The organism is Dysgonomonas gadei ATCC BAA-286, from assembly GCF_000213555.1.
GTDB lineage: Bacteria > Bacteroidota > Bacteroidia > Bacteroidales > Dysgonomonadaceae > Dysgonomonas > Dysgonomonas gadei.
In genome coordinates this window covers 459974-482731 of sequence record NZ_GL891980.1, presented here as the reverse complement: position 1 = coordinate 482731, position 22758 = coordinate 459974, and the positions used below count along the sequence as shown (strand labels likewise).

At 33.7% G+C, this 22758-nt stretch carries 23 protein-coding genes; 21 read left to right on the top strand and 2 right to left on the bottom strand.

The window, feature by feature from the left end; all coding sequences use genetic code 11:
• Window positions 1-2: 2 nt before the first annotated feature.
• The 15 genes from HMPREF9455_RS05970 (at window position 3) to HMPREF9455_RS05900 (ending at window position 14598) form a co-directional block, all read left to right on the top strand.
• Complete coding sequence (locus HMPREF9455_RS05970) at window positions 3-1070, top strand: Wzz/FepE/Etk N-terminal domain-containing protein (RefSeq protein WP_006798723.1); 1068 nt, start codon at window positions 3-5, stop codon at window positions 1068-1070.
• 127 nt (window positions 1071-1197) lie between these two features.
• Window positions 1198-2736: a lipopolysaccharide biosynthesis protein gene (locus HMPREF9455_RS05965; RefSeq protein ID WP_006798722.1), complete on the top strand. Its 1539-nt coding sequence runs from the start codon at window positions 1198-1200 to the stop codon at window positions 2734-2736.
• Between the two features lie 104 nt (window positions 2737-2840).
• A complete protein-coding gene (locus HMPREF9455_RS05960; RefSeq protein ID WP_006798721.1) occupies window positions 2841-3815 on the top strand; it encodes a nitroreductase family protein in 975 nt (324 codons plus the stop codon).
• A gap of 2 nt (window positions 3816-3817) precedes the next feature.
• The gene (locus HMPREF9455_RS05955; protein WP_006798720.1) at window positions 3818-4987 is read left to right on the top strand and encodes a polysaccharide pyruvyl transferase family protein; all 1170 of its coding nucleotides are present in this window, start codon (window positions 3818-3820) and stop codon (window positions 4985-4987) included.
• Window positions 4988-5017: 30 nt separating this feature from the next.
• Window positions 5018-6145, top strand: a complete 1128-nt coding sequence (locus HMPREF9455_RS05950) for a polysaccharide pyruvyl transferase family protein (protein ID WP_006798719.1) — start codon at window positions 5018-5020, stop codon at window positions 6143-6145.
• Complete coding sequence (locus HMPREF9455_RS05945; RefSeq protein WP_006798718.1) at window positions 6142-7314, top strand: hypothetical protein; 1173 nt, start codon at window positions 6142-6144, stop codon at window positions 7312-7314. Before HMPREF9455_RS05950 ends, HMPREF9455_RS05945 begins: the two co-directional genes overlap by 4 nt.
• A gap of 1 nt (window position 7315) precedes the next feature.
• The gene (locus HMPREF9455_RS05940; RefSeq protein ID WP_006798717.1) at window positions 7316-8230 is read left to right on the top strand and encodes a glycosyltransferase family 2 protein; all 915 of its coding nucleotides are present in this window, start codon (window positions 7316-7318) and stop codon (window positions 8228-8230) included.
• A gap of 11 nt (window positions 8231-8241) precedes the next feature.
• Window positions 8242-8835: an acyltransferase gene (locus HMPREF9455_RS21860; RefSeq protein WP_006798716.1), complete on the top strand. Its 594-nt coding sequence runs from the start codon at window positions 8242-8244 to the stop codon at window positions 8833-8835.
• 12 nt (window positions 8836-8847) lie between these two features.
• Window positions 8848-9831, top strand: coding sequence for a glycosyltransferase family protein (locus tag HMPREF9455_RS05930; RefSeq protein WP_006798715.1), 984 nt, complete (start codon window positions 8848-8850; stop codon window positions 9829-9831).
• A gap of 22 nt (window positions 9832-9853) precedes the next feature.
• Window positions 9854-10690 (top strand): polysaccharide pyruvyl transferase family protein, encoded by an 837-nt coding sequence (locus HMPREF9455_RS05925; RefSeq protein WP_006798714.1) that lies wholly within the window; start codon window positions 9854-9856, stop codon window positions 10688-10690.
• A gap of 11 nt (window positions 10691-10701) precedes the next feature.
• Window positions 10702-11145 carry a glycosyltransferase family protein gene (locus tag HMPREF9455_RS05920; protein ID WP_006798713.1) on the top strand — a complete coding sequence of 148 codons (444 nt, stop codon included), beginning with the start codon at window positions 10702-10704 and terminating at the stop codon, window positions 11143-11145.
• Window positions 11142-11627 (top strand): glycosyltransferase, encoded by a 486-nt coding sequence (locus HMPREF9455_RS05915; RefSeq protein ID WP_006798712.1) that lies wholly within the window; start codon window positions 11142-11144, stop codon window positions 11625-11627. Before HMPREF9455_RS05920 ends, HMPREF9455_RS05915 begins: the two co-directional genes overlap by 4 nt.
• Window positions 11628-11818: 191 nt before the next feature.
• Window positions 11819-12745 carry an acyltransferase family protein gene (locus HMPREF9455_RS05910; protein ID WP_083820945.1) on the top strand — a complete coding sequence of 309 codons (927 nt, stop codon included), beginning with the start codon at window positions 11819-11821 and terminating at the stop codon, window positions 12743-12745.
• A 144-nt stretch (window positions 12746-12889) separates the two neighbouring features.
• Window positions 12890-14101: an alginate lyase family protein gene (locus HMPREF9455_RS05905; RefSeq protein ID WP_006798709.1), complete on the top strand. Its 1212-nt coding sequence runs from the start codon at window positions 12890-12892 to the stop codon at window positions 14099-14101.
• A 20-nt stretch (window positions 14102-14121) separates the two neighbouring features.
• The gene (locus HMPREF9455_RS05900; protein ID WP_006798708.1) at window positions 14122-14598 is read left to right on the top strand and encodes a GAF domain-containing protein; all 477 of its coding nucleotides are present in this window, start codon (window positions 14122-14124) and stop codon (window positions 14596-14598) included.
• A 15-nt stretch (window positions 14599-14613) separates the two neighbouring features.
• Here HMPREF9455_RS05900 and HMPREF9455_RS05895 read toward each other — a convergent pair whose 3' ends face one another.
• Window positions 14614-16443: an SLC13 family permease gene (locus HMPREF9455_RS05895; RefSeq protein ID WP_169312438.1), complete on the bottom strand. Its 1830-nt coding sequence runs from the start codon at window positions 16441-16443 to the stop codon at window positions 14614-14616.
• A gap of 400 nt (window positions 16444-16843) precedes the next feature.
• Here HMPREF9455_RS05895 and HMPREF9455_RS05890 point away from each other — a divergent pair, with 400 nt between their 5' ends.
• The 4 genes from HMPREF9455_RS05890 (at window position 16844) to secG (ending at window position 19880) form a co-directional block, all read left to right on the top strand.
• On the top strand, window positions 16844-18118 hold the full coding sequence (locus tag HMPREF9455_RS05890) for a sigma-54 interaction domain-containing protein (protein ID WP_006798706.1): 1275 nt from the start codon (window positions 16844-16846) through the stop codon (window positions 18116-18118).
• Window positions 18115-18618, top strand: coding sequence for an LPS assembly lipoprotein LptE (gene lptE / locus HMPREF9455_RS05885; RefSeq protein WP_006798705.1), 504 nt, complete (start codon window positions 18115-18117; stop codon window positions 18616-18618). Before HMPREF9455_RS05890 ends, lptE begins: the two co-directional genes overlap by 4 nt.
• A gap of 117 nt (window positions 18619-18735) precedes the next feature.
• Window positions 18736-19515 (top strand): hypothetical protein, encoded by a 780-nt coding sequence (locus HMPREF9455_RS05880; protein WP_006798704.1) that lies wholly within the window; start codon window positions 18736-18738, stop codon window positions 19513-19515.
• The gene (gene secG / locus HMPREF9455_RS05875; RefSeq protein ID WP_006798703.1) at window positions 19512-19880 is read left to right on the top strand and encodes a preprotein translocase subunit SecG; all 369 of its coding nucleotides are present in this window, start codon (window positions 19512-19514) and stop codon (window positions 19878-19880) included. Before HMPREF9455_RS05880 ends, secG begins: the two co-directional genes overlap by 4 nt.
• Window positions 19881-20442: 562 nt before the next feature.
• Here the strand turns inward: secG and HMPREF9455_RS05870 are convergent.
• Complete coding sequence (locus tag HMPREF9455_RS05870; RefSeq protein ID WP_006798702.1) at window positions 20443-20892, bottom strand: type I restriction enzyme HsdR N-terminal domain-containing protein; 450 nt, start codon at window positions 20890-20892, stop codon at window positions 20443-20445.
• A gap of 75 nt (window positions 20893-20967) precedes the next feature.
• On the opposite strand from HMPREF9455_RS05870, the gene HMPREF9455_RS05865 reads away from it, so the two are divergent.
• Window positions 20968-21741, top strand: a complete 774-nt coding sequence (locus HMPREF9455_RS05865; RefSeq protein WP_006798701.1) for an AMP nucleosidase — start codon at window positions 20968-20970, stop codon at window positions 21739-21741.
• 5 nt (window positions 21742-21746) lie between these two features.
• The gene (holA, locus tag HMPREF9455_RS05860; protein ID WP_006798700.1) at window positions 21747-22751 is read left to right on the top strand and encodes a DNA polymerase III subunit delta; all 1005 of its coding nucleotides are present in this window, start codon (window positions 21747-21749) and stop codon (window positions 22749-22751) included.
• Window positions 22752-22758: the final 7 nt, after the last annotated feature.

Genomic DNA, 22758 nt, shown 5'->3' with positions numbered 1-22758 from the left:
CTATGGAAGAGAAAAAAAATAATATTACTGAAGACAAAGAGATCGACTTATTGGAATTAGCTAGTAAGTTATGGAAGAATAAAAAATTTATACTTAAGATGTTAAGTGTAGGTGTAATCCTTGGATTAATTGTAGCACTCAGTAAGCCTAAAGAATTTACAACAACTGTATTATTGCTTCCGGCTTCAAATGAAGCTTCTGGTGGAAAGATGGGATCTTTGGCTGCTTTGGCGGGAATTGATTTGAATGGAACTACAGATGTTATATCAACAGATATTTATCCAAATATTATTCAATCTACACCTTTTATACAAGGATTATATAATATTAATGTAAAAGATTTAGACGAAGGAGTCAACACTACCTTGTATGATTATATTGAGAATCATCAGCAAACAGCATGGTGGAGTTATATTTTAGGTTTACCTTCTTTTTTATCAGGTATGTTCTCTTCATCTGATAGTAATCCGTCAGACTCTATTGGTGTTAATAATCAGACTTTTATTTCTAAAGACGAAATAGTCGTTATTGGTAGTCTAAGAGATCGATTAGAAATAAAATCAGATAAGAATACAAGTCTAACGTCTATTTCTGTCACAATGCAAAGTTCTCAAATATCAGCATTTGTTGCTGACACTTTAACATCTTATATGCAAGGATATATTATTGATTATCGAACTCAGAAAGCTCGGAAAGATTTAATATATGCAGAGAAGCTTTATAAAGAATCAAAAGAGAATTATTATCAAGCACAAAAGAATTTAGCAGTCTTTATTGATGGGAATATGAATGTTGTCTCAGCCAGATTCAAAACAACCCAAGAACAGTTACAAAATGAAGCAAATCTAGCATATTCGCTCTACAATCAGATGGCTCAACAACTCCAAATGGCAAAAGTTAAAGTACAAGACAAAACTCCAGTTTTTACTATTATACAGCCTGTTGTACAGCCGATAGAACCTTCAGGGTTATCGAAGAAAATGGTACTGGCAATTTTTGTGTTTTTAGCATTCTCATGTGCTGTTTTATGGATACTGAAAGATGATTTATTTGATTTTGCTAAAAAATGAAATGAATTTGATCCTTTGAATTACTAAATTCTCCCTACATCTGTATAAAATATATAGAATGGAGATTGATAATAGTAGAAGATAAAAATATTATATTAGTTGTAGTAAAGAGAAAAATACTTTTAATATGGGGAATGCTGCGCAGAAAGTTGTATTTAATACAACTATTTTATATGGGAAGATGTTTGTGACAGCAGGCATAACTTTTTATACAACACGTGTAGTTTTAGACATATTGGGAGATATAGATTATGGTATATATACGCTAATTGCAGGCGTTATAGCTATGCTTTCATTTTTAAATGCAGCGATGACTGTTTCAACACAACGATATTTATCATATCATCAAGGAACGAATAACTTATTGATGCAGAAAAAAGTATTTTCTAATAGCTGGATACTTCATATTGTAATTGGTTTGATTATAGTGTTGTTATTAGAAATTATCTGTCCCTTTTTGTTTGATTCAGTATTAAATATTCCAAGCCAAAGATTAGATGTAGCTAAGATTATTTACCATATGATGGTAATATCGGTTTTCTTTACAATAATTTCAGTTCCGTTTACAGCATCCTTAAACGCTCATGAGAATATGCTTTGGATTGCAGTGGTGAATATAATTGAAGTCTTATTGAAATTGGGAGTGGCGGTTTCCCTAATTTTTATTTCAGACTCTGATAAGCTAGTCATATTTGGAGTTTTAACAGCGTTTATCAGTCTAATATCTTTCTTAATATATTCTTTTTATTGTTTGAAAAAATATGACGAGTGTGATATTCGTCACTATTGTTATGATAAGCCGTTAATGAAAGAATTAACGGGATATGCAGGTTGGAATCTATTTGGAGTATTATGTGGTATGGGGAGAAATCAAGGATTGGCAGTTTTATTGAATCTTTTCTTTGGAACGGTGATTAATGCTGCATATGGGATAGCTAATCAATTGGCTGGACAAATTAATTTTTTCTCAGCGACAATGCTTCGTGCTATTAATCCTCAAATAATGAAGAGTGAAGGACAAAATGATAGGAAACGAATGTTAAAACTATCCATGTCTGCATGTAAATATGGTTTTTTCTTATTGGCAATATTAGCCATCCCTGCAATATTTGAAATGCCGGCTATACTTGGTATTTGGTTGAAGAAAGTACCTGATCATACTGTTGCTTTTTGCTCATTAATGCTGATTGGTACTTTAGTAAAACAATGGACAATCGGGTTGCAATCAGCAGCGCAAGCTACAGGGAAGATTCGTGTTTATCAGGCAGTTGTAGGCTCTTTATTATTGTTAAATTTACCAATCGCATATATACTACTTAAATTGGATTATCCACCCTATTTTGTTCTAATAAGTTTTATCTGTGTTGAATCAATTGCCTGTTTCTTTAGAATATTTTTTCTTGAAAAATTAGCAGGATTATCCATAAAAGAATTCGTTGCAAAAGTCTTTCTTAAAACGATGCTTCCTGCTTTCTCATCTTTAGTTGTATGCTTTTTTATTACAGAATATGTTCATTGGGATTTTCGTTTTTTATTGACATTCTCTTTATCATGTTTTATATTTATAATTACCATTTATATTGCAGGATTGGAAGATGAAGAAAAAATAGCATTAAATGGTTTATTAAAGAAACTACGTAGCATTTTAAATATAAATAGAGAATAATACTTATACTAGCTTGTTGTCTGAATGCAGATCTTATTTAGCCAAATCTAGTACGAAATAGAATAAATAATAATGATATAATAAATAAGTAAATATATAAAATAATGAAAAAAATATATCAAAAATTGCGCGCTTATTATTTGATTATAACAGCATATTTGTATGACATAAGGAGATATATGAAATATTCTAACTCTCTGAATAAATTATCAAATGAAAATAAAGTAAAAGGATTGCTTACTATGACATATCATGTCATTGAAAAGGGCCTTACAATGCCTGAAACAAGATTAGGGTTTGGTGCGAAACCTCTAAATACGTTAATTGATTTATGCGAATTATATATACATCGAAATTATAACTGTAGTGAGATGGAATTTACTCATTCAATTATGATACTGAATGAATATGTAGATTTTCATCGGCAGCATAATTATAATTTGGAGCAGGTTTTATTAGATAAAATACAGTCTCTCTCTATTAAAGTAGACATATTCCAAAAATCAGAACAATTAATCTTTAGAAAATCCGATTTTATAAAATATAAACATGCCGATTTTAAACAGTTTTGTGAATCGAGATATACAGTAAGGAATTATTCGTCAAAAGATATTCCAATAGATATATTACAAGATTGCGTAAATCTTGCACAAAAATCACCATCAGCATGTAATCGGCAACCTAACAGAATTTACATTATAAAGAATAAAGAGATAATCAAACAAGCCCTATCTCTACAGAATGGTAATAGGGGATTTGGAGACTTGGCTAACGCTTTGGTTGTGTTTACCTCAGATGTTTCAGTATTTCAGAGTGCATTTGAAAGAAACGAATCGTATTTAAATTCAGGCATGTTTGCTATGACTTTTGCATATGCTCTTCATTATTATGAAATAGGTTCTTGTGCGTTAAATTGGAGTGTAAGTAAAGATCGTGATGGAAAGATGAGGAGGTTGTTGAATGTACCCGAACGGGAAGTTATAACCCTTGTTATGTCATGTGGTTACTTACCAGATGAATTTAACGTTGCAAAATCACCAAGATTTGACGGTTTGAATGTTACTAAACTAATAGTGTGAGAATGAAAAAAGTTGGACTTATAACTATACATAGAGCCATAAATTATGGAGCGTCTCTTCAGGCGTTTGCGCTAAAAACTGTAATTGAAAGAGAAGGATTCGATTGTGAGATAATAGATTTACTTAGGCCGGTTCATAAAGATTTTGTAGATACTCGTAGATTTAATCCTTTATATAGTAATGTTTCAGCAAATGAAAAAGTAACGATAATATACTTCAAACAATTATTGAAAAAAGTTTTATTTTTCTTTACTAAACAGAAAAAATTGTCAGAATTAAATAAAGTTCGGAATAGAATATTTAAAACTTTCGATGAACAAGAAATGAAGTTTTCGAAAAAAATTTATCATAATGGAGATGAACTATATAAAAACCCTCCTAAATATGATGTATATGTGACAGGGAGTGATCAAGTCTGGAATCCCAAGATGCCATTTCATCCAGAGCCTTATTTTTTAACTTTTACCAATCCTGATTCTAAACGAATATCCTATGCGCCTAGTTTTGGTATTTCAGAATTACCTTTGGATTTGGTTTCTAAGTATAATTTATGGATAAATTCAATAGATTTTTTATCTGTGAGAGAAGAACATGGCGCGAAAATTATAAAACAAATAAGCAGCAGGGATGCACATGTTGTCTTAGACCCCACTCTATTATTAACGGGAGATGAATGGCTAAGTTATCTGCCAGATGTGAAGAAGAAAGAGCCATTCATTTTATTATATACGATAGGATATAGCAAGAGAACTATAGACCTTGCATATTATCTGCAATCGATAACTGGTTATCAAATTATAAAAATAGGAATGACAGTTGAAGATCTTTCTTTAGAAAATGTAAAAGTAATATGGAATTTAGGTCCTAAAGAATTTGTAAGCATCTTCAGTCAAGCTGCAATTGTTGCAACTAGTTCTTTTCATGGTGTCGCATTTTCTATAAATTTCCAAAAGCCATTTTTTTCTATTTTAAATACGAGTATACATCAGAGTAATGGTTCAAGAATAGAAAGCCTTCTCTCAATTTTAGGATTAGAAAATAGGATCATTGATAATGATTCTCCTTTACCAAAATTGAAAGATATTGAATTAGATTATCAAAATGTAAATATAAAACTCGAACAAGAACGAAGAAAATCATTTTCCTTTTTGAAAGAAGCATTGAATGAATAGATTTTATTAAAAAATATATAATAATAAACAATGAAAGTGTCTTTAATAACCCTACATAGAGTTCATAATTTTGGTTCATTATTACAGACTTATGCCACAGTTCGGTTTTTGCAATTAAATAATGCAGAAGTTGAAGTTGTTGATTATATACAACCGCGATTGACACCCAAAGGACTGAGGCAAAATATAATTGTATCAACTAATAATAAAAAAACAAATAAAATAAAGGCTTTTATTGTTATTTGCCTGAGAATTATAATCTCTTATTTCAATGATAAGAAAGTTGATTCTTTCTTGAAAGAATATATTCCATTAACTAAATATAAGTATCATAATATAGAAGATTTTAACCTTAATAAGGTTGCAGCTGATATATATATGACAGGAAGTGATCAGGTTTGGAATACTTCATATAATGCAGGAATTGATCCAAGTCTTTTTCTCGCTTTTGCTACTGAAGGGAAAAAGAAAATTTCTTATGCTGCAAGTTTTGGCAAATCGAAACTGGAGTTGGAAGAAAAAGAAATTATCTTTAATTATTTATCAAAATATGACTCCATTTCAGTAAGAGAAGATTCAGGATTAAAAATTATTGAAGACCTTGGATTAACAGGAACGCATGTGTTGGATCCGACATTTCTTTTGGATAAGGAAGATTGGATTGATTTTAGTAAGAATAAAAATCATAATTCTCAGAAAGAGCCATATCTCTTGATATATTCCGTGCATCTAGATTCTATGCCTCGTATTTTTAAAATAGCTCAGGAAATTGCAGAAAAGAAGAATCTAAAAATCTATTTGTTAAGTTATGGTCTTTCATTCTTACAAAAAGCAGATAAAGTATATAACTTTTCTACTATAACAGCACTTGATTTTATTCATTTATTTAATAATGCTGAGTTTATAGTTGCCTGTTCTTTCCATGGGGCGGCCTTTTCTATTAATCTGAATAAGCAATTTGTTGCTATTGCTCCAAAGAAGTTTGGTACCAGAACAAAAAGTATTTTAGCAGCGGTTGGAATAGAAGAACGTTATATTGAAGACTCATATGATATACATCGTATATCAGATTTAATAGACTATAATGATGTAAACTTGAGATTGAACGAATTGAAATATAAATCAAGACGATTTCTGAGGAATGAAATTTTGAAATGAAGAAAGTCCTTTTATTTATTCTAATTATATGCTCTGTTGAGTTTTGGGGGTTTTTTCTTGTTCCCAAGCCTCTTATGTATTTAGGTTATATATTCTCGTGGATGATTATGGGATATTGTCTTTTATTTTCATATTCAAAAAAGGATATATATTTTAAAAATTGTGTAATATTATTTTTAATAGGCATTTTTACTAATATATTATCTGCATATATTAATCATGGACAATCTTTCTGGATGACATTTTTAGCATTCAAAAATTATACATTCATATTATTATATTTTTATTTATCTAAAAATGAAGTTTCCGAAAAATATGTTGAACGACTTATCATATTTTTTGCCATAGTATTTTCGATATTTTATTTAATCCAAATGTCTGTCTATCCGTTAGAAATATTTGAAACTAAAATATATGAAGATAGAGGTACTTTAAGAATACGTTTATTAGGTAATGGCTTTTTGGGATTAGCTATTCTTATGCAAGTGAATCAATTCTTCATAAAGAAGAGATTAATCAACCTAGTAATGGCATTAGCCTTTTTTTGCGTTTTGATACTTGGAGGCTTTAGATTATTGCCTTTAACTATTTTGTTTTGTTCTGGTTTGATCTTTTTTAGAATAAATAAATTTTCACTTAAATCTATAATGAAGATTTCCGCTATTGGAATTTTTCTAATAATAGTTTTAGTGCAAATTCCATTTATATATAATATTTTAGAAGAAATGATTCTTAGATCGGAGTCTGATATTGATAGAGGACAAGATTCAATCAGATTTATCCAGTTTTCTTATTTCTTTTATGAATTTACACCTAATATCGGAGCATATATATTGGGTAATGGATTGCCTAATGGAGATAGTACATATGGGCAAGAGCATATGCTTATTCAAGAGCAAAGCAATCTATTTTGGATGGATTTGGGTTTGTTAGGACTATGGATTGTTGCAGGAGGAGTTATTGTAATAGCTATTTTATGGTATTCTGTAAAAGCAATATTCACATCTGTACCTAAAGAGAAATTTTATTTAGTTATGTACTTTTTGTATTTAGTTATGGTCTCTTTCACTAGTGCTGAGATATTTAGAATAGGATTATTTGGCGTACAAGCTATTGTTCTATATTTAATTGATAAGAGTAGAGTAAAGTCTTTAGAAATAAATAGATGAAATGAATTATTCTGTTGTAATACCTCTGTATAATAAGGAAGATAGCATTGTAAAAACAGTAAAATCAGTACTCAATCAGGAATATGCTCAATTTGAAATAGTTGTAGTAAATGATGGATCTACAGATAAGAGTTTGGAGAGATTATCTCAAATACAGGATGATCGTATTCGAATTATTTCAACTGAAAATGGAGGTGTTTCTCACGCTCGAAATGTAGGAATAAGAGAGGCTAAATATGAATGGATTGCATTTTTAGACGGAGATGATATCTGGGAGAAAAATTATTTGCATGAGATGGTTCTCTTTATGGAGAAGTACTCTGATGCCCAAATGTATGGGGCTAATAGATATATAATTAATAAATCAGGCGATATTGTTCGAAAAAAATGCAGATTAAATGCAGACTTTATGGGATATTTATTACCTTATTATAAATATGCATCTTCAATGGGGCCTTTATTCTTCTTATCAAGCACAATTGTTAACAAAGAAAAGTCAATAGAGATAGGATTGTTTGATGAAACTCTTTCTTTTGGAGAAGATATGGATTTTATTATTAGATTTACATTCTATAATAAAGTGGCATTTTATAATAGATATCTTATATATTATAGGAATGATTCGGAAAATCGAGCCATGGAGCGTGTTCATCCATTTAAAAAAACTATTCAGTACCAAGTTCTAGAAGGGAAGTATGACGAGTTTGCTTCTGAAGATAGCATTTTTAATAAGTATATTAATGGGTTGGCATTAAGATATTTAATGATTCCTATTTTAGATAAATATAAATTGGATAAAAAAATAATAGATAAATATATAAAAAGGACTAGAACATCAGATATCGGACTAAAAAAGTATATATTGTATATACCATATCCAATTATTAAGTTTTTAGTATCATTCATTATAAAGTAATTGAGGTTAAAATGTCAAAAAGAGAAAATCCGAATTGTTTTATAATTATTGCTAAGGAAATAGGGCGATTTATAAAAGCTTTACGCCTTTATATATTTAATATTTTTTTTAGTAAAATTCCTTTTTTTGTGTTGAGAAAGCCAATAATTAGGTGCTATTTAACACTAGGAAAGAAATCTTATATTGCACCAAATCTTAAATTATTGAATAAAGATTTTAAGAAAAATAAGATTGTTGTGGGAAATAATTGCATTATAAATCCCGATTGCCTTTTAGATGGTAGGCAAGGACAAATAATTATAAATGATAATGTAGATATTGCCAGAGGAACATGGATTTTTACTCTTGAACATGACCCTCATTCCGATTACCATAAACTAAAGAGAGGGGATGTTATTATTGAGGATCATGTATGGGTAGCCTCCCGTGTTATTATTTTGCCTGGTGTTACAATAGGAAGAGGTGCTGTTGTTGCTTGTGGTGCTGTAGTGACAAAGGATGTTCCGGCTTATAGTATAGTTGGAGGTATTCCAGCAAAGGTAATAGGCACAAGGAAATCCAAGTTATTATATGATTTACATTATTTTCCGTATATGACTGTATAAAGTTGGTTTTAAATGAAGAAAAGAATTTATCTATTCCCGATGAGAGATATAGAAACTCTCAAAGAGAAAAACCCATATACTTATAATTTGACAGTAAGTCTCCAACAAAATTTTAATATTGTCAACTATGGACAGAAATTGTCTTGGTACGATATTCCTATAAATATATTTAGGACTGACTTTTTTTACTTTAATTGGATAGAAAATAGTTCTTTTATAAAAGCTGTAATTTTCATTTTTTTATTTTATCTGATAAAATTATTTGGTAAAAAGATTATTTGGACACATCATAACCTTCAGCCTCATGGTTCTAATGAAAAAGTTGGAAAGTTCTTGATTTCTTTTATGGCAAAAAAATCAGACTTTGTTATATTACATACAACTGAGAGTTATCAAGCTCTAAAATTGGACATAAGCGATGATCGGGTACTTCTTTTTCCTCATCCTGTTTTTTCAATGATGCAGCCTGAAATTACAACTGGTAAAAAATATGATATTCTAATATGGGGGAATATAAGAAAAAGTAAAGGAATTGAAGAGTTTTTAGAATTTTTATCTGAGAAAAGAATGCTCAATCGGTTGAAAATTAAAATAATAGGAAAGTTTGAAAGTGAAGAATATTTCAATTTCTTTTGTGAAAGATATATTGGATCCAATATAAGCATATCAAACAAATATATTGAAAGTGAAGAACTAGACAAACTTCATCTTGAAGCAAGATTAGTTTTCTTTCCTTATACAGGAAAGAGCGTATTTAATTCAGGCGCATTAATCACTTCTCTTCCTAAAGGCTCTCTTATTGTTGGGCCTAATGTGGGAGCTTTTAAGGAAATGGCTGCTCAAGGTATAATATTGGCATATCATGATTTTGGAGATGTTATTAAATATTTAGAAGAAAATAGTACTTTACCAGATTATAAGACAAAGATAGAATTATATTGTAAAAAAAATACATGGGGTAATTTTTCAAATTTCTTAAAAAATAAATTATATTAAAAATAAAAAAGACTATATATTTATGAAAAAAAAATTAAAGGTATACTATGCAAAACTCCCGAATATGGGGGATTTATTGAATGAATTGCTTATAAGCAAAGTGTTTGGGAATGATTTCAAAAAGGAATCTGTTTCTACATGTGAATTGAGCGTAATTGGTAGTGGTATGGATTGTTTTCTTAAAGACACATATATATATCCGAAATACTATTCATTATACTCAGAGCTTAGAGCAAAGTTTGTATCTTACCCTGTTAATGTATGGTGTACGGGATTTATCTTTAATCAACGCAACGATAAAGAGTTTATAAGAGAGATGAATTTTCATTCAGTAAGAGGAACTTTAACAAAAAAACGAGTTGAATCAATTCTTGGAAAGGAATTAGATATTGTAACTGGAGATGGAGGATTAATCACACCTTACTTACTGGATAAACCTGAGCAAAAAAAATACCAGGTTGGTGTTATTGCTCATTTTAAAGAACAAAATGAGCTTGTTTTTCAACAGCTTAAAGATTCATTCAAAGATTCTATATTCATAAATCTTAGAGATGATCCAATGACTGTAATAAAACAAATTGCTCAATGTGAATATATTATTTCAAGCAGTTTACATGGGTTGGTTGTTGCTGACAGTTTTAATATTCCTAATCAGTGGATTACTGTAACTGATAATTTAAAGGGAGATGGTTTTAAATTTCATGACTATTATTCTGCATTTGGATTAAAACCCAATCCTCTAAATATAAACGCGAGCAATATACCGACTCTTAATAATATCATTGATCAGTATAAAATCACAAGAGAGATGATTGATATTAAACAAAAAGAAATCTATTCAGCATTTCCTTTTAAATAAAAAATATAACATTGAAAGTATTAGCAGTAGCTTCAGCAGGTGGTCATTGGCTCCAATTATTAAGATTGAAGCCTGCTTTTGATTATTCTGAATTAGTTTTCATTTCAACAAGGGATAGCTTTTCCGAGTTTGTGCCTGAAAGTCGTTTTTATGCAATTCGAGATTTTAGTAGAAAGAATAAAATTGATATAATAAGGAGCTTAAGAGAAGTATGGCGGATAGTAGCCTCTGAAAAGCCAGATGTAATATTGACAACAGGAGCTGCACCTGGTTTAATAGTAATTATTGTTGGAGCCTTATGTTCTTGTAAAACTATTTGGGTCGATAGTATTGCAAATGTTGAAAAATTATCTTTAAGTGGAAAAATTGCATCTGTCTTTGCTGATAGAGTCTATACTCAATGGCCTCATTTAGCGTCTAAGAAGGTAATATATGCAGGAAATGTAATATCATGATTTTTGTAACAGTAGGAACGCAAGAGCCATTTGATCGGCTGATAAAAGCCATAGATGAACTGGCTGCAGTAGTAGAAGAACAAATTGTCGTACAAGCATTTGAGTCCAGCTATAAAGTGAAAAATGTGGAGGTTTGTGACTTTCTATCACCTAGTGAGTTTGATAAACTTTTTTTTAAAGCACGCTTGATAGTAAGTCATGCTGGTATGGGGACGGTAATTACAGCATTAACTCATAATAAACCTGTAATTATTATGCCTAGAATTGCACGCTTGGGAGAGCATCGAAATGAGCATCAATTAGCAACAGCTGCAATGCTAAAAGAGATGGGTTATGTATATGTAGTTGACAATGAGATTAATTTAGTTAATGTGCTTATGGAACTATTGCAAAGAGATGAGATTAAACCCTTACATCGTATTGGTAAGTATGCTTCAGATAGCTTGATCAAATCAATTTCAGACTTTCTAAAAAGTAAATAGTTTCTATCTTGATTATATATAAACCTTGATTTCAATATGGATTACAATGAACTTCAGTCTAAAACAATAAGTTTTCTGAGATTTCCTTTAATAGTCGCAGTGGTTTTTATCCACGCATATTCAGCCTCAACAACAGCTCAAGGAGGGGGCTCCGCCCCTGAAATGGTATACCCTGTATATGATTCTATAAGATATTTAATATCTCAAGTCATAGCAAGAATAGCAGTCCCTTTGTTTTTTTTACATCCGGTTTTTTATTTTTTTATAAAATAAATAAAAATTGGAATCTACACATTTATGTAGATAAATTAAAAAAAAGAAGTAAAACTTTGCTTATTCCATATATTTTTTGGAATGCGTTGGTACTCTTATTGTATTTTATTGCCCAGAATACACCTCAATTGTCCAGTTTTTTCTCAGGAAATAATTTACTAATAAAAGATTATACTATAATTGATTTTTTTAAAGCTTTTTGGTCTATGGATAATAGTCCAACAAAGGCTCCTTTTTTATTCACCTTTTGGTTTATTCGCGATTTAATAGTTATAGTAATCTTATCTCCATTGGTATACTTGCTTGTTAAGTATTTAAAAATTTATGGTATTCTTCTTTTGTGCATTATTTGGTTTTTTAAATTTTATAGTATTGTAGGATTAAATAGTGCCTGCTTATTCTTTTTTAGTTTTGGTGCATATTTTAGTATTAATAACCTTAACTTTTTAAAAGTATTTAATAGGTTTTATTACCCTACTGCAATATTATATTCGATTCTAGCAATGTTGGATTTGATAACAAAGAACACACTTATTCATAATGCAGGAATTTTGGTTGGTTTAATTCTTCTTTTTAATATAGTTGCTTTTGGTATAAAGAATAATAAACTACATATATCAGTTTTTTTATCTAGTGCTAGTTTCTTTTTATTTGCATTTCATGAGCCTTGGTTGGATTTTTTAAGGCGTTTTTTATTTGTTTATATAAAACCTGCGAGTGAATTAGAATTTCTTTTTATATATTTTATACCGACTTTATTTATAATAGCATTATCTCTATTAGTTTATTTTTTGCTGAAAAAAATAATACCTCGTTTCACTAATATAATAACTGGAGGTCGATAAAAATAATGCTGACATGTAAAATCTTACTTTAATTGTAGGAATTGTTGTATCTCTATTATTAAAAATGGAAAGATTAAACTTAATAGTACACTAATTTGTTTTAACAAGAAAATCTTATTAAATAAAACCTTTTAAACAAATTATATGATAAGAGTTGTAATTTTATTATTTATTATATTCATTGTAATTAATGAATCTAATGCCCAAGAATATCAACTTGTAAGTATGAATTATCAAGAGTTGACCAGTATTAGGGAGAAGATTAGAAAAGGAAATTCCCAGTCACAAAAAGCATATCAGCAACTTTTAAAAGATGCGGATGCTTTATTAGATGTCATTCCATGTAAGGTCATAGATGGAAATATACCGCCATCTGGTGATAAAAATGATTTCTATTCCTTAAGTAAATATGCTTGGACAGAGTCAAATTCTAATGGAGAGTTGTTGTCTGTTTTGAAAGATGGGCAAGTGAATCCTAAAGCCGAATCTGATGCTTATGATATGGATAGGTTGAATTTGATGGTTGAGCAAATAGAGACATTATCATTAGCTTGGTTTTATTCTCAGAATGAAGAATATGCTAAAAAAGCCTCTAATATTTTGAAAATTTGGTTTATTGATCCTGAAAGTAGAATGAATCCTAATTTTAAATATGCTGCATGCTTATCAGAAGATAGTAAAGAAGGAATGGCAACTGGTATAATATTTGGTGTTGTTTTCATAAAGTTGATAGACTATGTAAAATTATTAGAAATCTCTAAATATTGGGCTGATTCAGATGATCGAGCATTAAAGAGTTGGTTTGCTGAATTATCTACATGGCTTTTAAATAGTAATCAAGGAAAGTCTATTAGAAAAGCATCAAATAATCAAGCTATATGGTATATTACTCAACTTGCAACATATTCTTTATATATAGGAAATACTGAAGAGTTGGAGCAAATGATCACTTTAGCAAAAGAGCAAATAAAAAAGCAAATAGATAGAAATGGACGTTTTCCTATGGAATTAAAAAGAAATCAATCTTTAAGATATTCTATATATTGTTTACAAGGATTTATTACCATGGCTACCATATCTTCATACACAAATAATGATTTATGGAGTTATAAAACAGAAGATGGTAAAAATCTCAAACTCGCATTTGATTATCTTATTCCTTATATTTCAGGTTCAAAAGAATGGGCTTTTGGAAGTAAGCCGCAAAAGATTGCAACAACAACAGCTTTATCAGTGGCGCGTGATTTAGCGAACGTCTATGATGATTCCGTTTACAAAGATATGATAATGAAACTTCAGAAGAGAACTTCGTCCGTGTCCAGAATAACATGGTTGATGGGAGAAAACAACTATTAATTTATTAGTATAATATTCCTATGTCCCACACCCTCCACCTCACCCCTACCTCTTCCAAAGAAGAAACCTACCACTCCCTTCTCCCCCAGCTCAAAGCATTAATAGAAGGAGAAACCGATACCATTGCCAATTTTGCCAATATATCATCAGCATTGAAGATGACATTCGGCTTCTTCTGGGTTGGCTTCTATATTGTAAAAAAGGATGAACTCGTCCTCGGGCCATTCCAGGGAACAATAGCCTGTACCCGTATCAAGTATGGAAAAGGAGTCTGCGGAACGGCATGGAAGGAAAAGAAAACAGTTATAGTAGAAGATGTAAACCAGTTTCCCGGACATATTGCCTGCGATACCGCTTCTCAATCTGAAATAGTAGTACCTTTATTCCGGAATGATGAAGTCATCGCGGTACTCGATATAGACAGCGAGCATCTGAATCACTTCGATGAAACAGATGCCCACTATCTTCAACAAATAGTTAAACTGTTGGAATCTTAAACGCCGGTTACTTTATCAGAACGGGAACAAAAGCGGCAATACCAGTATCATCACTATTCCCATAATTAATTGTAGAGGCAATCCCACCTTTATATAATCCATAAAGGTATAACGTCCGGCGCTCATCACCAATGCATTTGGAGGCGTTGAGAATGGAGACGCGAAACACATACTCGCAGCTACTGCAACAGCAAACAGAAACGGATATGGACTGACGCTCATGCTTACCGCAGCTTTGAGGGCTATAGGAGTAAATAGCACGGCTGTTGCTGTATTGCTAATAAACATGGTAAGCAATGATGTACAGAAGTATATTCCTGCTAACAGGGCATAAGGACCAAAGTCTCCTAACTTACCAACCAGCCCGCCGGAAATTAGCGTATCTACTCCCGTGTTCTGGAATGCTGTAGCCATAGGCAGCATAGCCCCGATGAGTACTACACTTTCCCAATTGATACTGCCGTAGGCTTCTTCCATGTTTCTTAAACAGCCTGTGACAACCATTGCCACTGCCGCCAGTAGAATTGCTATCACAGATGGAACAATCTCAAACACCATGGCTATTACCATTAATATCATGATAGCCGCAGCTATAGGGGCTTTCTGATCTAGTGTTACCTTTGCAGCTTCCTTTAAGGGTTGTCCCACCAGCACGAGGTCGTCCTGCCTGTCATCGAGGTTTGCGAGGTCTTTCCATGTACCCTGTATCAAGAGTGCATCTCCCGAATGCAATTTTGCATCTTTAATATCATGCATGCGATATTCATTCTGCCGCTGAATACCAAGTACATTTACATTATATTCCTCTCTGAACTGAATCTCTGAGATTGTCCGGTTTATAAGTTTGGAATTAGGCATGATAAATATCTCGGCAATACCTGATTCCTGAAAATCAGTAAAAGGATAATCTCCGTTTGTTTTCTCCAGATGCAGATGATTTTCGGAAACGAATCTCTCTATATCTTCAAGACTTCCATGACAATATAATATATCACCTTTCTGTATCGTTGACTTTGGACCAGCAACTTCTTCAATAACATTCTTCCTGAATCTGGAATTGCCGACTTTTCGTACTATCTTGCTGATACTTACATTGTAATGTGTCGCTATTCTTAGTTCGGCAAGAGTTTTGTCCGATAATGGTGTATCATTTTTTACTTCTATCCTGTATGATTGGTTTTGCAATTCATACTCCATAGCTAGTTCGACCAATGATTTTCCCTGTTTCTTTTTTGTTGCAGACGCGTCACTTTTAGATATTAATAATTTACTTAGAAAGAATAAAATAATAACTCCGACTCCCAGAGCGACAAATCCGATAGGAGCAAAAGAGAAGAATGATAAAGCTTTATATCCTGCATCTACCAAGGCATTATTAATGACCAGATTGGGAGGGGTACTGATTAGTGTAAACATCCCCATACTGCTGGCGAAGGCTAATGGCATCAGGTATCTGCGTGGACTGATATTGGCGCTTGTAGCCATACTGACAATAATCGGCATCATTACAGCTACAGTACCTGTATTGCTCACAAAAGCACCTATCGAGGCTGTTACAAGCATTACGAGTATGAATAGTTTATTTTCGTTGCTTCCCGCCGTTTGCAATATCTTGCTACTGATAACCTTGGCTAGTCCGGTACGGAAGATTCCGGCGCCTACGATGAAGAGCCCGATCATCATTATGACGACAGGATTCGAAAATCCGGCCAATGCTTCTGATGTATCCAGTATTCCGAAAAGGACCAATGCCAGTAGGGCACATACAGCCACGAGGTCGGAGCGGACCTTTCCTCGCATGAAGAAAATGGATGCCGTAATAAGAATTGTCAATGTAATATTGATAGGGGATAGTAAGGAGGATAATTCCATATTTAAATATATATTATATGATATATTAAGCAGTTTGTTTCTCGAATGTACGCAAAGATAAATAATCCTTTAGCTCAAAGCGAATACTTTTAAGTAAGAACGTTAAAAAGATAAGAATTGTTTATCTTTTTTCACGTTCATTAATCAGGTATTATTTTTCAGCAAACCAATTTAGAATATAACTTATGAGTAGGCTTCAAATTTTTATTCTTTGCAAATCTTCACTAAAAAAGACTGACAAAATGGGAATTAATATGTAATTTTGTCAGGTTTTATCTACTGTTTAACAGTTGACGGTAGGCAACTATTAGCCATATTTGTAGCCTAATGTGTTGAATACTTATGATATATAACCTATAAACTTGTAATTATAATGGCAAAACCGGACATCCAACAAGTAAAGCAACGCTTCGGTATCATCGGGAATAGTCCCGATCTGAACCGGGCTATAGATATTGCCCTTCAGGTGGCTCCTACCGATATGTCGGTATTGGTGACCGGGGAGAGCGGAGTAGGGAAAGAGAATTTTCCACAGATTATTCATCAGTTCAGCCATCGTAAACACGGGACATATATCGCAGTCAATTGCGGTTCTATTCCCGAAGGAACGATCGATTCCGAACTTTTCGGACACGAGAAAGGGTCTTTTACCGGAGCAACAGGTGAGCGGAAAGGATATTTTGAGGTAGCTAACGGAGGTACTTTATTTCTCGATGAGGTAGGGGAGTTGCCTCTGTCTACTCAGGCCCGCTTATTACGCGTACTGGAAACAGGAGAGTTTATAAAAGTGGGTTCATCTAAAGTGGAGAAAACCGATGTACGTGTTGTTGCCGCTACCAATCTGGATATGGTGACTGCTACCCGTAACGGGCGTTTCCGTGAAGATTTGTACTATCGCCTCAACACAGTACCTATCCGTATTCCGGCACTTAGGGACCGGAAGGATGATATCCCCTTGTTATTCAGGAGATTTGCAAGCGATTGTGCCGAAAAGTATAGTATGCCTCCGATCGTGCTAACCGATTCTGCAAGACAAATGCTAAAAGAATATTACTGGCCCGGCAATATCCGCCAGTTAAAGAATATTACAGAACAGATTTCGATAATTGAGCAAACGAGGGATATAACTCCTGATATACTGAAATTATATCTTCCGGCCAATGAGGTCGGACTTATACCTGTAGGAACAATAAGCGCCGGTGAACAGAAGAATTTCAATAACGAGCGGGAAATATTATATCAGGTATTGTTCGATATGAAGAAGGATATGAACGAGCTGAAAAAGATCGTTCATGATATCGTGGCCGGAAATATGAAGCCCGGAGATATCCTCTCTTCTCCTGTGGTAAACAGTAGTGAAAAGCCTCTTACGCCAATGGTTGTAAATCAGGCAGACAGGACCTCATCTTTGCCTATCAAAGATGACGGACATACCATAATACCTGCATCTACAATTGCCGATGCCGATGTGATCGAGGCTCCGGAGTATGAGGAGGAAACGCTTTCGTTACAAGATGTAGAAAGAGATATGATTATAAAAGCACTGGAGCGGCATAATGGGAAACGCAAGAATGCAGCTCAGGATCTAAAAATATCGGAGCGTACATTGTATAGAAAAATAAAAGAATATAATCTGGAAAATTTATGAAAAAGGTATTATTGTCACTTTTCTTTGTCGCATTGTTTGCCGGCTGTACGGTGTCTTATAAATTTAATGGGGCATCTATCAACTATGCGGAAACGCCAACAATCGATATACGCGATTTCCAGAATCAGGCACCTTATGTATATCCTCCGCTGACTCAGGTATTCAACGAGCGAATGAAGGATGTATTTACCCGTAATACGAAACTGCAATTCACCTCGATTAATCCGTCGCTCGAGATTGAAGGGGAGATTGTTACATATGAATTGACACCTTTGTCGGTAAAGGAAGATAACTTCTCCGCCGAAACACGTTTGACATTAGGAGTGAAGATGCGGTTCAGAAATAATAAGAATCCGCAAGAAGACAAAGAGGAAACGATTACTGCTTACCGTGACTTCTCCAGTAGCCTGATGCTTACCGATGTACAGGATGGATTGATTGACGAGTTGACGAAAGATATTGTAGATCAGATTTTTAATGCGACAATGTCTAATTGGTAGAAACAATAATTAATGAGTGAAAAATGAAGAATGAAAAGTGAAAAATAAATTTTATTATCATAATTATATAGCTTTTTACTCTTTATATTTTTCACTTTTCACTTTTCACTGAAGGCTGTGGATATTCAACAATTCTATAAATTAACCGAAAAAGGCGTAAATCCTTCGCAAGAGGATATACAGCCCTTAAGGGCTTTTGTTGAAGAATATCCATATTCGCAGACGGGTATATTTACTTATCTGAAGTCTGTATATTTATTTGAGTCTGAAAGTTTTCAGGAAGAACTGGGTAAATTAAGTATTTTTGTAAACGACCGTAAGGCTTTATTTTACTATATTTTGAGTGATGAGTATGACTCGTTTTTCCGTCAGACGGGAAAAAGTGAGGTGAGTGAAGATAAAACCAGTCTGTTACTGAATGCTTTTTTCGAATTGAAAGGAAATAATGATGCGGATGCAGATCTGGAGTATAGTATATCACATTCAAGTCTCGCTACTACAGATTACTTTACTTATATGCAGGTGACTTCTGTAGCGGAGAGTGAAGATATCCCTGCTGATAAAGAACCGTCAAGCCTCAAGCATCAGAATATCATAGATACATTCATTACCCGTTCGGAGATGGAAGGCGGTATCCGCATACAAATAAGCGGAGACGACGAGCCTTTGTCGGATGATATGGAAAAAACGGATGAAAAAGATGATGAACTGGACGAAGATGTATTTTTTACCGAGACATTGGCTAAAATCTACATAAAACAGAAGAAGTATGAGAAAGCATACAAAATTATTAAACACTTAAGTTTGAATTATCCGAAAAAAAATATTTACTTTGCAGACCAATTGAGTTTTTTGGAAAAACTAATTATAAATTCGAAATTTAAAGATACAAAATGATTACACTTATTACTGTATTAATTGTAATTGCAGCGATTGCCTTAGTACTGATAGTTCTTGTTCAAAATTCTAAAGGTGGTGGCCTTTCATCAGGTTTCTCATCATCAAACGCCATTATGGGTGTTCGTAAAACTACCGATTTCCTAGAAAAAGCAACTTGGGGACTAGCCGGTTTCATCATGGTGATGAGTATAGTTTGTGTTATGATCAGGCCGAAAGCGACAACTACCCTTCAACCGGAAGTAGGCGCCCCTGCTCCTGTTAATACAGGTGCTCCTGATATGTCGACAACACTGCCTGCCATACCAAGCAACACTGCGCCTGCACCTGCTACAGAGCAGCCAGCGACACCTCCTGCTGAATAATCTCAGACTAGAATATAATTAAGATATTTGAAGGCTTCTCACATGGGAAGCCTTTTTTGTGATATAAGTGCATGTATTTGCCGGATATTTATCTATACGGTTTTAGGAGTTCTTTGAAAGATTGGATTGGCCTCCTAAATGCACCAAGGGGGACTTACTATGAGAGTAAAAAGTAATATGTAGAAAAGTGTTACTTTTGTTACCTTTTGAAGAAAGGTACAAGTAAACAAGATACGAGATACAAGTTGTTGACTGATGACTGTTTACTGTTTACTGAAACAAGTGTTACCTTTGTTACCTTTTATATAGTACCCTTTGTGTAACTCTTTGTGTCTCTTGTGGTAAAGAGTTTTAACCACCAAGTACACGAAGGAAATCACAAAGGGCACAAAGGCTAAAAAAATGTTACATGTGTTACCTTTTTAAAAAGTTACAAGTGGACAAGATACGAGTAAACAAGATACAAGATGTTAACTGCTAACTGATGACTGTTAACTGATATATCTGTTACCTTTGTTACCTTTTAACTAAATATGGTTAAAATATGTAATTTTGCGGAGAGTTATAATTCTGTATATGTCGGTATATCAGCAAGATAATCGAATGTTTGTGCGCTGTAATCCATCCGGCAACAGTAATGGCTAAGCCCGTTGGATACAATCAGGTATTTTACTTTCAGCACGATGTTGTATCTTACTATCTGGTCGAAAACAGCTTGGGTAATTTCCACATCCGGCGACTTATATTCGACTATGACCAGAGGGGAAATAGTTTTATCGTAAACAATGGAATCACACCTGCGTTTCTGGTTGTTCAGGTTGATTTGTATCTCGTTAGCTATTAAAGCCTGCGGATATCCTTTCTCTGTGATCAGGTAATTAATGAAGTGCTGGCGTACCCATTCTTCGGGTGTAAGTGTCACAAACTTACGACGTAGCCTGTCGAAAACGCTAAGTCTTCCGTCCGTTTTTTTTACATTTATATTGAAAGGGGGCAGATTTAAATCCAACATTTGTTACCTTTGTTAATCCTGTACAACAAAAAATAAAAGATACTTGTTTATCTTTAAAACAAAAGTAAAGTTAATATGAAAACAAAACAAGAGATTGTAGACAATTGGCTTCCGAGGTACACCAAAAGGCCGTTAGAACAGTTTACCAAACATATATTACTTACCAATTTTGCAAAGTATGTAGAGGTGTTTGCCAGTCATTTCAATGTGCCTATTGTGGGTCTCGATGGTAATATGCCGAATGCATCGGCTAATGGCATTACCATTATTAATTTTGGTATGGGAAGTGCCAATGCAGCTACTATAATGGACTTACTGAGCGCGGTTGAACCCGAAGCCGTATTGTTTTTAGGTAAATGCGGAGGGATAAAGAAGCATAACAATCTGGGAGATTATATATTGCCTATCGCGGCTATCCGGGGAGAAGGAACATCGAACGATTATTTTCCGCCCGAAGTACCGTCTTTGCCGGCTTTCAGCCTGTTGAGGTCGGTGTCGTCAACTATCCGTAATCACAACCGAGATTACTGGACGGGGACAGTATATACCACCAATCGCCGGGTGTGGGAATATGACGATGTATTCAAAGACTACCTGAGGCGGATTCGTACAATGGCTGTGGATATGGAAACAGCGACATTGTTTACCTGCGGGTTTGCTAACCAGATCCCGACCGGAGCATTGCTGTTGGTATCTGACCAGCCAATGATTTCGGACGGTGTGAAAACTGAAAAGAGTGACAGCCTGGTCACTAAAAGTTTTGTGGATGAGCATGTGCTTATAGGCATAGAGTCTCTTACAACACTGATAAACAACGGGCAAACCGTTAAACACCTGAAATTTGAATAAGGACTATGACTTTTGAGCAAATTATAGCCGATATAAAAGCCCGTAAATTTAAGCCTGTTTACTTATTAATGGGTGATGAGCCGTATTACATCGACGAGATAACAGATATGCTGGTAAGCACTGTCCTGCCCGAGGAAGAAAAGGACTTTAACCAAACTATCCGCTATGGAATGGAGACTGATGTGGCTTCTGTTATTACTATGGCGCGTAGTTTCCCGATGATGTCCGATTATCAGTTGATTGTTATAAAAGAAGCTCAAAATCTGAGTAAAATAGAGGAACTGGAGGTTTATGCAAAGAATCCGCTTCATACAACCGTCCTTGTACTCAACTACAAGAACGGGACGCTGGATAAACGTAAGAAGCTGTATGCGGAAATAGATAAGAACGGTATCGTGTTCGAGTCGAAGAAGATACCGGAATATAAAATACCGGCCTTCATTTCTTCTTACATGCAACAAAAAGGATTAGCTATAGATGCGAAATCGGCGCAGATGCTATCCGATTACCTGGGGAACGACCTGAGCAAACTGACCAATGAGATAGCGAAGTTGCTGATTGCCATGCCTAAAGGTCAGACACAGGTTACTCCTAATCTGATAGAAGAGAATATTGGTATAAGTAAGGATTTTAACAACTTCGAGTTGCTAAAGGCTGTTATAGAAAAGAATACGTTCAAAGTGAACCAGATAGCGGATTATTTTGAAAAGAATCCCAAGAACAATCCTTTGATTGTGACGCTGGTAGTTCTTTTCAACTTCTTCAGCAACCTGATGATATGTTACTGGGCAAAGAATAAAACAGAGCAGGGTATCGCCGCCGAACTGGGATTCAGGAATCCATATCAGGCAAAAGATTATGTTGCGGCGATACGCAACTACAATGCTTTTAAATGTATGGAGATACTTAGCCTGCTGAGGACATACGACGCCAAGTGCAAAGGGGTGGATAATGTATCCACACCCGACGGGGAGTTGCTAAAAGAGTTACTGTATAAAATAACACATTAGTCTGCCT

Bases quoted from the DNA above. Each gene is read 5' to 3' on its own strand.
- HMPREF9455_RS05970 (WP_006798723.1), top strand. From the start codon at position 3: ATGGAAGAGAAAAAAAATAATATTACTGAAGACAAAGAGATCGACTTA.
- HMPREF9455_RS05965 (WP_006798722.1), top strand. From the start codon at position 1,198: ATGGGGAATGCTGCGCAGAAAGTTGTATTTAATACAACTATTTTATAT.
- HMPREF9455_RS05960 (WP_006798721.1), top strand. From the start codon at position 2,841: ATGAAAAAAATATATCAAAAATTGCGCGCTTATTATTTGATTATAACA.
- HMPREF9455_RS05955 (WP_006798720.1), top strand. From the start codon at position 3,818: ATGAAAAAAGTTGGACTTATAACTATACATAGAGCCATAAATTATGGA.
- HMPREF9455_RS05950 (WP_006798719.1), top strand. From the start codon at position 5,018: ATGAAAGTGTCTTTAATAACCCTACATAGAGTTCATAATTTTGGTTCA.
- HMPREF9455_RS05945 (WP_006798718.1), top strand. From the start codon at position 6,142: ATGAAGAAAGTCCTTTTATTTATTCTAATTATATGCTCTGTTGAGTTT.
- HMPREF9455_RS05940 (WP_006798717.1), top strand. From the start codon at position 7,316: ATGAATTATTCTGTTGTAATACCTCTGTATAATAAGGAAGATAGCATT.
- HMPREF9455_RS21860 (WP_006798716.1), top strand. From the start codon at position 8,242: ATGTCAAAAAGAGAAAATCCGAATTGTTTTATAATTATTGCTAAGGAA.
- HMPREF9455_RS05930 (WP_006798715.1), top strand. From the start codon at position 8,848: ATGAAGAAAAGAATTTATCTATTCCCGATGAGAGATATAGAAACTCTC.
- HMPREF9455_RS05925 (WP_006798714.1), top strand. From the start codon at position 9,854: ATGAAAAAAAAATTAAAGGTATACTATGCAAAACTCCCGAATATGGGG.
- HMPREF9455_RS05915 (WP_006798712.1), top strand. From the start codon at position 11,142: ATGATTTTTGTAACAGTAGGAACGCAAGAGCCATTTGATCGGCTGATA.
- HMPREF9455_RS05905 (WP_006798709.1), top strand. From the start codon at position 12,890: ATGATAAGAGTTGTAATTTTATTATTTATTATATTCATTGTAATTAAT.
- HMPREF9455_RS05900 (WP_006798708.1), top strand. From the start codon at position 14,122: ATGTCCCACACCCTCCACCTCACCCCTACCTCTTCCAAAGAAGAAACC.
- HMPREF9455_RS05890 (WP_006798706.1), top strand. From the start codon at position 16,844: ATGGCAAAACCGGACATCCAACAAGTAAAGCAACGCTTCGGTATCATC.
- lptE (WP_006798705.1), top strand. From the start codon at position 18,115: ATGAAAAAGGTATTATTGTCACTTTTCTTTGTCGCATTGTTTGCCGGC.
- secG (WP_006798703.1), top strand. From the start codon at position 19,512: ATGATTACACTTATTACTGTATTAATTGTAATTGCAGCGATTGCCTTA.
- HMPREF9455_RS05870 (WP_006798702.1), bottom strand. From the start codon at position 20,892: ATGTTGGATTTAAATCTGCCCCCTTTCAATATAAATGTAAAAAAAACG.
- HMPREF9455_RS05865 (WP_006798701.1), top strand. From the start codon at position 20,968: ATGAAAACAAAACAAGAGATTGTAGACAATTGGCTTCCGAGGTACACC.
- holA (WP_006798700.1), top strand. From the start codon at position 21,747: ATGACTTTTGAGCAAATTATAGCCGATATAAAAGCCCGTAAATTTAAG.